The organism is Sorangium sp. So ce204 (assembly GCF_051526795.1).
Lineage (GTDB): Bacteria > Myxococcota_A > Polyangia > Polyangiales > Polyangiaceae > Sorangium > Sorangium cellulosum_B.
The window spans coordinates 1,263,215-1,275,840 of record NZ_CP150317.1; the positions used below are offsets into that span (position 1 = coordinate 1,263,215).

Sequence of the window (12,626 nt, forward strand, 5' to 3'; positions counted from 1 at the left end):
CTGGAGCTCATCGGGGCCAGCCCTGCGAGCGCGCGACAGCGCGGATTGCTTCGACGAGCTCCGCTTCGAAGAGCTGGAAAGCTGGCAGTGCTCGCAGCGCCTCGAGGCTGACCTCTTCGCCGAACAAGCGGTAGAGGCGCTCCGGCTTTCGTCTCATCCTTCCTTCTTTCACTTTCAGGAGGCGCCCCAGCGTCAGCTTGGGATCGGCCTCGCGTTCTGGCTCGGCGGGGAGCGCTGAGTGCGCGTCGCTACCGAGCCAGGGCCGGAAGACCTCGGCATCGACCAGCAACCATGCCTCCGTCTCGCGCACGGGAACGCACGGGACCGTCACGACGTCCGGGGACGCGCGCCGGGCGGCATCGATGCCCGGGTCGAGGCAACTCTGTCGCGCATATCTGGGATCGCCTGCGCCGTCGGCATGGATGACGAACAGCGTGCATTCCGCCCGGCGGTCTGCGATGGCGGCGGCGATTCGCTCGGCACGCTCGCTTGGCGCCGGGTAAGGCGCGTCGATCCCCAGGCTGTCCTCGACATCGCAAGCGCCGGGAAATAGCGACGAGGCGAGCGAGGACAGCAGCCGATTGAGGAGCGGCAAGAGGAAGTCGTAGTCGCTCCGGCCTTCCGCATAGAGTCCTGCGCGGAGATAGAGCCGCTTTCTGCTCATTCGGCAGCCTCGCTGGCTGCCGTCTGGAGGAGCGCGTCGACCTCACGCAGCGACACGATGTGCGCGCCGTCGCCCGGCGCGTTCAGCTGCCCCACCGTGCGCGCGCGCGTTACGAGCTGGCCGTCGCGTCGCACGAGGTCCATGAAGCGCAGATGCTCGGGTCTGTCCCGGAACGCGGCGAGGACGACCGGCGAGTGGCTGGTGAGGAGGAGCTGCGTCGCGGGTTGAGCTGAGTCAGGAGAGGCTTCGTCTCCGGGAGCCGTTATCTCACGTAGCAGCGAGAGCAGCGTGCGCAGGCGGCCTGGGTAAATGCCGTTCTCAGGCTCCTCTACACCAACGATGGATGGACGAGGCTCGACGCGGAGCGCTGTGAGCAACGCTAGGCCGCGCAGCGTGCCATCAGAGGCGAGGCGAGCCGGGAGGCGCTCGCCGCCGGAGAGCTTGAACTCGATGCGCAGGTCGTCGTCGTCGGGCACGACATTGAAGCCGGCGAGCCCCGGGATGAGTGAGACCAGATCCGCGCGGATCTCTCCGAGCGTCGGTGCCGGCAGATCGGCAAGGATGGTGGGGAGGTTCGATGCGTCGGGAGCGAGCGCGATCGAGTCGGTGCGCTCGCTCGAGTCGCGCAGGCGCGCGGGGTCGAGCTGGAGGAGGCTGAAATGGGAGAGCTCGTCGGTGATGATGTTGATGACCGCCCTCCATCCCCTCTCCGAGTTTGTGTTCCGGAAGTCGGTGTACTCCTTAAAGAGGGCAGCGCGCTCAGCGGTCAACTCTGTCGGGAAGTCGAGGTTGATATGGTAGGTTCCAGATCCTGTCTTGAGCGCCGCGAGCGCGGCGTGTGTTCGTGGACAGCGATAGTTCAGTCCCGCCCAGCTCTCGTATTCGGGCGCGATGAGCACGCGCCGCTCGCGTCCGTCTTCGTCCTCGTGGCGGAGGATGATCTCTCGTCGAGGCGGTCCGTCCTTGTCGGCGAGCGCGCGAAGGCATTCTCCGGAGACCACGAGCTCCTCGACGCCTGACGGACGCGCCCGACGCTCGATGACGAGCTCGTACCGATAACGGACCGGCAGCGGTGGCCCACCGTCTTGAAACGGCGCTGGCGTGCTTCGCAGCGACACCTCGATCGCGAACCGGATCGTCTTCCCCGCCTCTCCCCCCGAGCGGCTGAACTGATCGACGACACGCCCCCGTCCGAGCTTGAACGCCTCCTCGATCGGCATGGATGCGAGCCGCCCCAGCAGTCCGATCGCCTCCAGCAGGTTCGACTTTCCCGCTCCGTTCGGCCCGACGAACACCGTCAGCGGCTCCAGATCGACCGCGAAATCCCGCAGCGACTTGAAGCCGTCGATCTCGAACCGCGTGATCATGCCTCGACCCTACCATGTCCGCGCTGCCGTGCGGTTTGCCGGCCCGCCCCTATGCGCCGTCACGCGCAGCCCGGACGCTCGTCGGCTCCGCGGCCCTCTCGGCCCCGCGCCGCGCGCACCCATGGCCCCTCACCACCTGATCGCCGCCGGCTCCGCGACCCAGTTCAGGCTCCCCCCGTTGTAGTCCGGCTCCGGCCGCGTCAGCGCGTACGTCAGCACCACGCCTCCCGTCACCACCGCCGCCGCGCCCGTCCAGAACCACCACCGCGTCCACAGCGACGGCCGCACCGGGATCAGCTTGGCCGTCAGATCCGCCCGCTGCCCCGCGTGCAGATCGAGCGTCGCCGCGTACGTCTCGAACCCGTCCCGCACCACCTCGATCCTGTACTTCCCCGGCGGCCGCTCGAGGTCGATGGGCGCGAGCCCGGCCTCGCGGCCGTCCACGCGCACGAGCGCCTGCGCCGGCTCCGCGCGCACGGCCACGCGCGCGGGGAGGATGTCCAGGTGCAGATCGAGCGTGGCCTTCTCCCCCGGCCGGTAGGTCTTCTGGACGAACGCATCCTGGCGCCCTGGCCGCGCCGCGCGGAAGAGGTGGACCCCGGGATCGAGCTCCACGGTGAAGCTCTTCTCCACCGGCGCCGCCGCGCGCTCGGCGGACCCGGGGAGCGTCACGAAGACCCGGGTCCCGTCGTCGGTCGCCAGCCGGAGCGCGCGCCCGTCGACGGTCAGCGGGGTGCCCGGGGGATCCAGCGTGACCGCCACCCGGACCACGAGCTCGTCCAGCTCGGCGACGAACGCCCTCGCGTCGTCGATCTGCGCGGGCGCCAGGCCCTCGGTGCCCGCGAGCACGCGGCGGAAGGTGCGGCGCGCGGCGACGTAGCGGCCCAGGGCGCGCTCGCAGAAGCCGATGTTGTACTGGACGATCGGCGCGTCCCGCGCCGCCGCCGCCTCCTCGAACGCAGCGAGCGCCTCGCCCCACTGCGCGTCCTTCGATCGCTGCACGCCGAGCAGGAACGCCGCCCTGCCGCGCGCGGTGCGCTCATCGACCGCCGGCGCCTCTGCCGGCGCCGCCGCCGGGGCCGGCGCCTCTGCCGGCGCCGCCGCCGGGGCCGGCGCCTCTGCCGGCGCCGCCGCCGGGGCCGGCGCCTCGGCGCGCGCGCGCCCGGCCGTCGAGAGATCGACCGCCGCCACGACCAGGCCACCCAGGATCCATCGTGTCCGCATCGTACCCCTCGTCCCTGGCCGCCCCCTCAGTCCGTCCCGCCGCAAGCGATCTCGCAGTGGGCAAGCGCGCAGTCGAGCCCGGCCTCGTGGGTCGCCACCGCGTCCGGGAACATGGCGTCACACTCCATGAGACAGGCCTGATCCCCGACGTCGCACGGGACCTTGCAGTTGTCCAGCAACGCACACTCGATCTCGTGCTGGCAAGCCGCCATCTCGTCGGCGCAGTGCAGGTTCTGGCACTTGACGCAGGGGTCCAGCGGCTCGTTGCCGCAAGCGTCGTCGTCGAAGCAGAAGTACTGCATACACGCCATCCGGTGGCTGTAGGCGACGTAGCCGGCGGTGTGCGCCTGGTAACACGCGCTCTCGCAGGGCGAGAAGGCCGCGTCATCCGGGTCCTCGGCGCACGCCTTGACGCACGTGACCAGGTCCTGGCAATCCTGGTCGTCTCTGCAAGCCTGGTAGGTCTCGCAGCAGCGCTCGTCCTCGCACTTGTAACAGGTGTTCGGATCCGCCGACGGCGAGCACGTCTGGTTGAAATCCGGGTCTGTCGGGGCGGGGATCTGACCGCAACCGGCGCACTGCGCGCCCGGGCCGGTGAGGCGGCAGTCGATGAAGGCCTGCTTCGCGCTCTGGCCAAGAGAGCCGGTGACGGGCGGGCACGCCTGCTCGCACGCGATGTCCGCGTCCCCACCCGGGCCCAGCGGACAAGCGTCGAGGCAGTCGAGGTAGGCGGCGCAGCCCGGGTCGGCCGCGCACGCGTTCACCTGGGACAAGCACGCTGTCTGCTCCACGCACGCTCCGCACGCGCTCGCGCCGTACGTGGCCTCACCGCCGCCACCACCGCTGCCGCCACCGGCGCCCGATCCCGTGCTCGCCGCCGCTCCCGGATCTCCGGATGGGGAATCGCCGTCGCACGCGGGGGAGAGCGCCGCCGCGATGGCTACGGAGAGCGCGGCGAGCACTGGCCGGGTGACCCACGACATACAATCTCCTCGCGAGCGGCAGAGCGATGTTCGGGTGATTCGGTGGATTCGGGTGACGAGTGACGAGTGACGAGTGACGAGTGATTCGGGTGACGAGTGATTCGGATGAAGAAGCGAAAGAACCCTCTTGGCCTCGCCCCTCCTCGATGATAGCGAGGAGATTACTCCTGCGTCCCGTCGGGCGGCAACGAGAAAGGCGAAAGGCGGCAGGTGGTCGAACCGACACGCGCGCTCTCGATCCTCGCCGTGCTCGCTGCGGCGGGGCTCTCCGGCGCCTGCGGCGCACGCGAGCGACCGCAGCTCCTCGTCGTCGTGGACACCGACGCGCCGGTCGCCGCGCAGCTCCTGGCGGACCCCGCCATCTCGCCGGAGGCGGTCATCGATACGGTGCGCATCGACGGGTTCGACGGCGCGTGGCGCCCCGGCTGCATCGATGACGTCGACTGCACGGCGAACTTCGTCCTGCCGGACCCTTCGTCCTGGCCGTTCTCCTTCGGGGTGGCCGCGCCGGAGGCGGGGAGCGCCGTGCTCCGCCTGCGCATCCGGGCGCTCCGCGGCGCCGTCGCGACGCGGGGGAAGGACTCCATCGAGGGGAGGGGGTTCTCGACCATCGATCCTCCGCCAGAGGCGGCCATCGACCGGCTGATCGAGGTCGCGCTCCCGACGTCTGGCGTGGAGACGGTGCGACTCACGCTCTCGGCCGACTGCCTGGGCGCGCCCGCGTCGCTGCGCAAGCCGCCGCGCACATGCATCGATGCCTCCAGGCGGACGGCGGCCCCATCGGAGGGGGTCCTCGCCGGATCGGAGGCCGACATGGGCGCGACGCGCGCCGGCACGTGGCCGCGCGCGCGCGAGATCCCCTGCGGCGCCGCGCCCGAGGGCGCCGATGCCGTCTGCATCCCCGGCGGATTCAGCGTCATCGGCCAGGCCGAGCTCGCCGGCGTCGACGAGCAGAGCTATGTCTCGGTCGTGCCGCCGCGGCCGGTGCATGTGGGCCCGTTCTTCATGGACAGGACGGAGTTCACTGTTGGCCGTCTCCGTGCGCTGCTGAACGAGGGGCGCCTCCACGCGGAGGGTGATGACCTCACCGGGCCTGATCCGAGCAGGGCGGGGCTCGCAGACTGCCGCTGGCTGGGCGCCGCCGACGGAGCGAACGATGGATATCCGCTCAACTGCATCTCGTGGCGCCTTGCCCGGGAGGCGTGCAGAGCGAGCGGCGGTGATCTGCCGACGGAGGCGCAGTGGGAGCACGCCGCGCGGGGCCGAGGGCAAGGGCGAATCTATCCCTGGGGTGACGCGTCTCCCGCGTGCTGCACGGCGAGCGCCGGGCGGGGGACGCTGTGCCCTGGCGATCCGGGGCCGGAGGAGGTCGGCTCGCATCGGCCCTCGGCGACGTGCGGTGGCCTGGGCGACAGTTCCAGGGATGGCGTCCTGGATCTCGGCGGGAGCCTGAGCGAGCTGTGCGCCGACAAGCTGGTTCCTTACGGAGAGGGCTGCTGGAGCGCGCCCGGGATCTTCGTCGAGCCCCGCTGCGACGATGAGGGCATCAACGCGCGCGCCGCCCGCGGTGGAGACTGGGCCAGCGGCCCCGCGAACACGAGGCCCGCGTTCCGGAGAGGCGATGTCCTGGACTCGCTTCACGGCTTCCGGTGCGTCTACGCGGGAGGTGCGCCGTGACGGCTCGTGGCCTGTCGACGGCGCTCGCGGCCGCCGGGTTTCTGCTGTCGGCGCTCTCGGCGTGCGAGCCCGAGCCTCGCCAGTGGCTCGTCAGCGTCTCCACGGACGCCCCGGCGCCCCGGTTCGGTGATCACCTGCTGCTCGAGGTGATGGGCGAGGGCGCGATCTGCACCGGGTGCATGCGGCTCATCGGGGTGGATGGGCCGGACAGCCTGCCCGTCAGCTTCGGCGTGGTCCCGCGGGAGGAAGGCGCCGCCGTGCGGGTCCGCGCGCGGCTCTACCGGGCCGAGCAGGCGGGCCCCGACGGCCTTCCCCGCGGTCCGGCCTTGATCGACGCCGTCGCCAGGCTCCCGCCGCTCAATGGCGAGACACACGTGGCCCTCGATCTGTCCATGCGCTGCTTCGGCGTCCCGAGCCTCCCCGAGCAGCGCGCGACCTGCGACCCGGAGGCGGGCGCGCTCGCGCCGGAGCCGGTGCTCCCGCTGCTCTCCGAGGTCGGGGCCCGGCCCGAGCCCGGCTCCTGGCCGAGCGCGGCCCCGGTACCCTGCCAGGGGCCGGTGCCGGCGGGGATGGTGTGTGTGCCCGGAGGGGTCTTCCTTCTCGGGACGCCGCGACCCGGATACACCATCGATCTCGACGAGCTGAGCCAGCCCGAGCGCCTCGTGCAGCTCGGCGCGTTCGCCCTCGACGCGGACGAGGTGACCGTGGGCGCGGTCCGGGAGCTCGTGGCGACAGGGCAGATCCGATCAGCGCCCGTGGCCAGGGACCTCGACGCGCCGGGGTCGGATCTGGGCGCGTGCACGTATCTCGGCGTGTCCAATGGCGCGAACGACGCGCTGCCCGTCAACTGCGTCACCCACGCGCTGGCGGAGGAGGCCTGTTCCGCGCTGGGGAAGCGGCTCCCCACAGAGGCTGAATGGGAGTACGCGGCCGGCAACCTCGATGACGAGACCGCCTATCCCTGGGGCAACGGCGGCGATCTCTGCGCGATGGCGCTCCTCGGCAGGGGCCGGGGCAGCGGGGAGGTCGACCACGACGCGTTCGAGAGCTCCGGCTGTCGGCCGCTCGACGCGCCGGTGCCCTGGGGGCCTGTCGCCGGAGGCACCCCGAGCGACGTGACCGCCCTTGGCATCCGGAACCTCGCCGGGAGCATGTCCGAGTGGGTGGCCGACACCTTCGCTCCCTACGCCGCGCCTTGCTGGCAGTCGGGCGGGCCGCTCCTCGTCGATCCGGTGTGTCGCGAGCAGGCCCCCGGCGCGGCGCCGGCCTTCTCTTATCGTGGGAGCTCCTGGTCGGGTTACAAGCTGGGGGCCCGGGCCACGGCGCGCAGCCATGAGAGGGCGTCGGCGTTCAACCCGGCCACCGGCTTCCGCTGCGCGCAGCCGATGTGACCGCGCTCCCGCGGATCGGGGCCGCCCCGGGACCGCGAACCGCTGCGGATGGCCGTGAACCACGGTACGCTGCCGCTCGTGTCGGACGATCTCCAGGGCTCCCTCCCGGCCGGCAAGATCATCGCCGGGCGCTTCCGGATCGAGCGCCTCATCGGCCGCGGCGGCATGGGTGATGTGTACGCGGCCAGGAACGTCGGCACCGGGCGCGACGTCGCGCTCAAGATGATCCGCGGCGCCGCCGACGCCGCGCAGACCCGGCGCTTCCTGCGCGAGGCCAAGGCGGCGACCGCGATCCAGCACCCGAACGTGATCGAGGTGCTCGACGTCTTCGAGGAGGAGCACACGCCCGTGATGGTCATGGAGCTGCTCCGCGGCGAGCCGCTCTCCGGGCTGCGCAAGCGCAGGGGCGCCCTGCAGCTGTACGAGGCGGCGCGCCTCCTCGTGCCGGTCGCCTCCGCGCTCCGCGCGGCGCACGAGAAGGGGATCGTGCACCGCGACCTCAAGCCGGACAACATCTTCCTCTCGGAGCCGCAGGCCGGCGGGTGCGTGCCCAAGGTGCTGGACTTCGGGATCGCCAAGGTGCTCGACCCGACCTCCATCAGCTCGGAGACGCAGGGAGGCAACACAAGCACCGGCTCGATCCTCGGGACGCCTCATTACATGTCGTTCGAGCAGGCGATGAGCGAGAAGGACATCGATCATCGCGCGGACATCTGGGCGATCGGCGTCATCCTCTTCGAGGCGCTCACCGGCCGGAGGCCGCTCGAGTTCGAGAACCTCGGCGAGATGTACACGGCGTTCCTGCAGCGCGAGGTGCCGTCGATCCGCTCGGCCGTGCCCGACCTGCCCGCGGACGTCGCCGGGGTGCTCGACCGCTGCCTGCAAAAGCGGCGTGAGGATCGGCTCGACGATCTGGCGCCGCTCGTCGAGGTCCTCGGCCGCTACACCGATCCCACGTCGGCGGGCGCGCTCGCGGGAGGCAAGGTCGTCGGCGCGCTCGCGCCGCTCGCCGCGCCTCCGAGCTCGGGAGCCGTCGCGGCGCCTCCGGCCCTCGCGGCCCCTGGCGGGCGCGCGCGATCGTTGAAGAGGGCGTTCGCGGCCGCGGCGCTCCTCGTGGTGGCGCTCCTCGTGGTGGCGTTCGCGGCGCTCCGCCCCCCGCCGCCGGAAGGGCCTGCCGCTCCGGTCCTCGTTTCGGCGGAAGCGGTGGTGGAGCCGCCGCCCGCGGCGGTCGCGGTGCCTCCAGCTCCAGCATCCATGTCGCGCTCGCCCGCTCCGCCCCTTCCCGCTCGGGACGAGCCTGCGGTCGCAGGCGTCGCGCCGTTCGCCGCGTCGTCATCCAAGCGGCCCTCATCGAGCGCGCTCTCTGGCACGCTGAAGGCGCCGGCGACACCGGCGACGTCGCCGACACCGCCGCCGTCGGCGCCGGCGACGCAAGCGCGGGGGATCGTCGACCAACTCCCGTACTGACGGCGAGCGCGCCCCGCGTTACCCTGCTCCCGCGCCATGGAAGGTCAACGTATCGCCGGGAAGTACCGTCTTGCCCGGCTCCTCGGCAGGGGCGGGATGGGCTCGGTGTGGCTGGCAGAGCACCTGTCGCTGCGCACGCCGGTGGCCATCAAGCTCATCGACGTCGAGGCCGCGAAGAACGCGACCGCCCGGGCGCGATTCGACCGTGAGGCGCAGATCGCCGCGCGGATCCGCAGCGCCCATGTGGTCAAGGTGCTCGATCATGGCCTCACGGACGATGGATTACCGTACATCGCGATGGAGTGTCTGGCAGGCGAGAGCCTGCGCGATCGCCTCTCCGCGCGCCGGCGCCTGACGCCGGCCGAGACGGCGAAGATCGTCTCTCACGTCTGCCGCGCCCTCTCGCGCGCCCACGAGGTCGGGCTCGTCCACCGCGACATCAAGCCCGAGAACCTCTTTATCGCGCGCGAGGATGACGGGGAGATCGTCAAGATCCTCGACTTCGGCGTGGCGAAGGTGACAGACGCGCTCGCCATCACCGGCATGGATCCCACGCGCACGGGGGCGCTCCTCGGGACGCCCTACTACATGAGCCCGGAGCAGGCGAGAGGCCTGAAGAGCGTCGATCACCGGTCCGATCTCTGGTCTTTGGGCGTCGTGGTCTACGAGTGTCTCACGGGGGAACGTCCTTTCACCGCCCCGGCGCTCGGGCCGCTCATCGCCAAGATCCTGGGCGCGCCCCCGCCCGCGCTGACCGCGGCGGCGCCGGACGCCGGCATCCCGGTGGAGGTCGAGGCCTGGATGCGGAAGGCGCTCGCCGTCGAGCCGGACGCGCGCTTCGCCTCGGCCCGGGAGCTCTCCGAGGCGTTCATGGTGGCGTCGGGCGTCGCCGACTCGATGGATCGCGGCTCCTCCGCGGGCCTCCCGGACGGCAAGCCGCCCTCGGCCGTGCGCCCCCCTGCCGGGATGTGGGAGACGGCCGACACGGTGGCCTTGCCCTCGAGCGACGGCCAGGCGCCGGTCGCTGCTGCGCCGCAGCCCCCGGTCGCCCCCCTGTCGTCGGCGACGGGGCCGGGCGCGGTCGCGGTCACGGCCGCGCGCCCTGTTGCGCCCGCGCGCGGCCTCGTCTGGGCGGTCGTCTTGCTGGCGGTCGCGCTGCTCGCGGTGAGCGGCGTCCTCGCCGCGACGCTCCTGCGCTGACGGCGGTCCGCTGGATGCGGAGCGGCGTGCGACGGCGCGCCGTGCGTCAGCGGCCAGCGTGGCCCGTGGTGTGTGGCGCGCTGCCTTCTTGCTTGATCGCCCGGCGATACGGGAGATACCCTGCGCGCATGCGCCGCCTGGTCCCGTGCGTCCTCCTTCTCTCGTCCTTCGCCCTTGCGTCGGGTTGCGCGACCTACACGCAGGATCTCGATCGCGCCCGCAGCCACTACGAGGCGAACCGGTTCGAGCAGGCGCTGGCGCTGTTCCGGGTGCTCGAGCACGATCAGGACTCGTTCTCGATCCCGGAGCGGGCGCAGTACGCCTACCTCCGGGGCATGACGGACTACCGCCTGGCCGACCTCGCGCCGCAGGGCACCGGCGTCGCCGATCCGCGCAAGGGCTACCGCGACAACGCGCGCCACTGGCTCGGGCTCGCCGCGGCGACCGAGAAGCAGGCCCCCGGCGGCATCACCAGCGAGCAGAAGAACCGCCTGACCGAGACCCTCGCGGACCTCAACCGCGACGTGTACGGCGGCGCCGAGGCGCTGCCGGAGGGGGGCGCCGCGCCGCAGACCGACGCTCCCGCGTCGCCCGAGGAGCCGCCGTCGGAGTCGGAGCCGTCGGCGCCCACGCTCTGACCGCCGCGCGCTGACGTCCCCGCTCGTCGCGCCTCGCGGGCATCGACTCGGGTGCGCGCATCGCATTGCGTGCGCTTGTCCCCGCCCGCCGGCACGTCCGCCGTGGCGATCGGATGCGCGCGCGTCCCAGCAGCGCGCGGAGATCCGTGCGGCGCGCGCAGCGTGCGAGCGGCCCATTGCGTGGGCGCGCGGGATGTCTGGAATAGAGCGGAAAGGGGCGAGGGGTGCGCCGTGTGTGGCGCAGGATCGAGGGTCGGCGAGGGGTCGTTCGCTACGACAACCGCCGGCGCAGGGTTTCGATCTCGTCCTTCGCGGCGAGCTTACGCTTCTTGAGCTGGGCAGCTTCCATTCTCTCCCCCGGTGTCAGGAACGCCCGTCGACCCAGCTGCCTGAGGCGTGAGTCGAGCTCGCGGTGACGCGCTTCCGCCATGCTCAGCCGCTGCTCCGGGCCGATTCCAGTCACCGCGCGAGGAGAGATGATCTGATGCTTCATGTGCCCACCTCCAAGGCCCCACAACGGGGCCGTGATGCCTTCGAGGGCCCACAACAGAAGCCCTCGTTCCGATCGTCGCTGGAGAGGAGAACGCCGCCGACCGAGCTACACGCCGAGACAGCGGCCTGATGAACGAATGCGAGATTACCGCAACATGGCGGATCCATGCAGGCTTTTTGTCGGGCGAGGCCATTCTGCAATTTCACAGAGCAGCCGTTGTAGTCAGGGATTGCCCTACGGCGTACAGCAATCCACCGGTGTCCCGGACGGCCGGGCCGGACTCTCCGTCCATGCACGTTGCGGAACAACCTGGAGCGTGGGGCTATTCTTCCCCGGCAATGTCGAGTTCCAGCGCCACCTCGGTCGCCCTTCTGGCCCTCGCGGTCGTCCTGGGCGGATGTATTTCGGAGGCCAACGTGCCGGCGCCGGCGCGATCGCCGCAGCCGGCCTCGGCGCGCGCGCCGGTCGAGCTCGCGCCGGTCGTCGTGTCGCCTTACTCGGACGCCGAGCTCGCGGCGGAGTTCGAGCGGGCGCGCGCGCTGCTCCTGGCCGACAAGGCGCGTGAGGCGGCGCCCCTGTTCGAGCGGCTCGCCCGCCTCGCGCCGGGCGGCGAGGTCGCGCCCCCGAGCCTGTTCAACGCCGGGCTCGCGCACGAGGCGCTCGGCGACCGCGCGCTCGCGGCCGAGCGCTACCGCGAGGTCGCGCAGCGCTTCCCGGATCACGCGGTCGCGCGCGGCGCGCTCTTCCGGCTCTCGCGCGCGGCGGCCGCCCTCGAGCGGTGGCCCGAGCTCGTCGAGGTCGCGCGCCGCCTGCTCCGCCTCGGCGATCTGAGCGTGCTGGAGGCGATCGAGGCGCGCGGCGCGCTCGCGCTCGGCCTGGTCGAGCAGGATCTCGTGGAGGAGGCGGCGCGCCAGGTCGCGCTCGCGCGCGATCTCATCGAGGAACACCGGCTTGGCGAGTCCGGCAAGCCGCCGATCGAGCTCGCGCAGGTGAGCTTCGCGCTCGGCGAGGTGCGGCGGCGCCGGAGCGAGGCGATCACCTTCGTGCCGGTGCCGGCGAGCTTCGCCGAGGCGCTCGAGCGCCGCTGCCAGGGGCTGCTCGACGCGCAGAGCGCCTACACCGAGGCCATGCGCAGCCTCGACGCCCACTGGTCGGCGATGGCGGGTTACCGCATCGGACAGCTCTACAAGGAGCTCCACCGCGACGTGATGCAGGTCCCGCCGCCGCGGAGCGCCGACACCCCGAGGGAGAGGCAGCTGTTCGAGGGGGCGATGCGCCTGCGCTACCGCGTGCTCCTGGAGAAGGGGCAGACGATGCTCGCCGGCACCGTGCGCCTCGGTGACCGCACCGGGGAGTCGTCGGCGTGGGTCCTCCGCGCCCGCGACGCGCAGCGCGAGATAGAGCTCGCGCTCGCCGACGAGCAGGCGGCCCTCGCGAGGCTCCCGTTCACCGAGGCCGAGCTCCTCGCGGCGCTCGACGCCCTGAAGACGGCGGCGCCGAAGCGGCCGTGAGCCCCGCGCGG

At 72.0% G+C, this 12,626-nt stretch carries 11 protein-coding genes and 1 pseudogene; 6 read left to right on the plus strand and 6 right to left on the minus strand.

Annotation, left to right across the window (positions count from 1 at the left end):
* Positions 1 to 7: 7 nt before the first annotated feature.
* The 5 genes and pseudogenes from WMF22_RS04620 to WMF22_RS04640 form a co-directional block, all read right to left on the minus strand.
* A complete protein-coding gene (locus WMF22_RS04620) occupies positions 8 to 664 on the minus strand; it encodes a hypothetical protein (protein ID WP_438034971.1) in 657 nt (218 codons plus the stop codon).
* Positions 661 to 1,665 carry an AAA family ATPase gene (locus WMF22_RS04625; RefSeq protein WP_438037238.1) on the minus strand — a complete coding sequence of 335 codons (1,005 nt, stop codon included), beginning with the start codon at positions 1,663 to 1,665 and terminating at the stop codon, positions 661 to 663. Before WMF22_RS04625 ends, WMF22_RS04620 begins: the two co-directional genes overlap by 4 nt.
* Positions 1,666 to 1,689: 24 nt before the next feature.
* Positions 1,690 to 2,031: pseudogene (locus tag WMF22_RS04630) on the minus strand (AAA family ATPase); the annotation flags it as partial.
* A gap of 129 nt (positions 2,032 to 2,160) precedes the next feature.
* Entirely contained in the window at positions 2,161 to 3,255 is a 1,095-nt protein-coding gene (locus tag WMF22_RS04635; RefSeq protein WP_438034972.1) for a PEGA domain-containing protein, read from the minus strand.
* Positions 3,256 to 3,281: 26 nt separating this feature from the next.
* Positions 3,282 to 4,238: a hypothetical protein gene (locus tag WMF22_RS04640; protein WP_438034973.1), complete on the minus strand. Its 957-nt coding sequence runs from the start codon at positions 4,236 to 4,238 to the stop codon at positions 3,282 to 3,284.
* Positions 4,239 to 4,448: 210 nt separating this feature from the next.
* Here WMF22_RS04640 and WMF22_RS04645 point away from each other — a divergent pair, with 210 nt between their 5' ends.
* The 5 genes from WMF22_RS04645 (at position 4,449) to WMF22_RS04665 (ending at position 10,611) form a co-directional block, all read left to right on the plus strand.
* Positions 4,449 to 5,915 (plus strand): formylglycine-generating enzyme family protein, encoded by a 1,467-nt coding sequence (locus WMF22_RS04645; protein ID WP_438034974.1) that lies wholly within the window; start codon positions 4,449 to 4,451, stop codon positions 5,913 to 5,915.
* Positions 5,912 to 7,306, plus strand: coding sequence for a formylglycine-generating enzyme family protein (locus WMF22_RS04650; protein WP_438034975.1), 1,395 nt, complete (start codon positions 5,912 to 5,914; stop codon positions 7,304 to 7,306). Before WMF22_RS04645 ends, WMF22_RS04650 begins: the two co-directional genes overlap by 4 nt.
* Before the next feature lie 54 nt (positions 7,307 to 7,360).
* Positions 7,361 to 8,773: a serine/threonine-protein kinase gene (locus WMF22_RS04655; RefSeq protein WP_438034976.1), complete on the plus strand. Its 1,413-nt coding sequence runs from the start codon at positions 7,361 to 7,363 to the stop codon at positions 8,771 to 8,773.
* Between the two features lie 36 nt (positions 8,774 to 8,809).
* Positions 8,810 to 9,973 carry a serine/threonine-protein kinase gene (locus tag WMF22_RS04660; RefSeq protein WP_438034977.1) on the plus strand — a complete coding sequence of 388 codons (1,164 nt, stop codon included), beginning with the start codon at positions 8,810 to 8,812 and terminating at the stop codon, positions 9,971 to 9,973.
* A 128-nt stretch (positions 9,974 to 10,101) separates the two neighbouring features.
* On the plus strand, positions 10,102 to 10,611 hold the full coding sequence (locus WMF22_RS04665; RefSeq protein ID WP_438034978.1) for a hypothetical protein: 510 nt from the start codon (positions 10,102 to 10,104) through the stop codon (positions 10,609 to 10,611).
* 271 nt (positions 10,612 to 10,882) lie between these two features.
* Here WMF22_RS04665 and WMF22_RS04670 read toward each other — a convergent pair whose 3' ends face one another.
* A complete protein-coding gene (locus WMF22_RS04670; protein ID WP_437297905.1) occupies positions 10,883 to 11,104 on the minus strand; it encodes a YdcH family protein in 222 nt (73 codons plus the stop codon).
* Between the two features lie 338 nt (positions 11,105 to 11,442).
* Here WMF22_RS04670 and WMF22_RS04675 point away from each other — a divergent pair, with 338 nt between their 5' ends.
* The gene (locus WMF22_RS04675; RefSeq protein ID WP_438034979.1) at positions 11,443 to 12,615 is read left to right on the plus strand and encodes a tetratricopeptide repeat protein; all 1,173 of its coding nucleotides are present in this window, start codon (positions 11,443 to 11,445) and stop codon (positions 12,613 to 12,615) included.
* The last annotated feature ends 11 nt before the right edge of the window (positions 12,616 to 12,626 follow it).

Excerpts from the sequence above, each read along its gene's own strand:
- WMF22_RS04620 (WP_438034971.1), bottom strand. The coding sequence starts at position 664 with ATGAGCAGAAAGCGGCTCTATCTCCGCGCAGGACTCTATGCGGAAGGC.
- WMF22_RS04635 (WP_438034972.1), bottom strand. The coding sequence starts at position 3,255 with ATGCGGACACGATGGATCCTGGGTGGCCTGGTCGTGGCGGCGGTCGAT.
- WMF22_RS04640 (WP_438034973.1), bottom strand. The coding sequence starts at position 4,238 with ATGTCGTGGGTCACCCGGCCAGTGCTCGCCGCGCTCTCCGTAGCCATC.
- WMF22_RS04660 (WP_438034977.1), top strand. The coding sequence starts at position 8,810 with ATGGAAGGTCAACGTATCGCCGGGAAGTACCGTCTTGCCCGGCTCCTC.
- WMF22_RS04665 (WP_438034978.1), top strand. The coding sequence starts at position 10,102 with ATGCGCCGCCTGGTCCCGTGCGTCCTCCTTCTCTCGTCCTTCGCCCTT.
- WMF22_RS04670 (WP_437297905.1), bottom strand. The coding sequence starts at position 11,104 with ATGAAGCATCAGATCATCTCTCCTCGCGCGGTGACTGGAATCGGCCCG.
- WMF22_RS04675 (WP_438034979.1), top strand. The coding sequence starts at position 11,443 with ATGTCGAGTTCCAGCGCCACCTCGGTCGCCCTTCTGGCCCTCGCGGTC.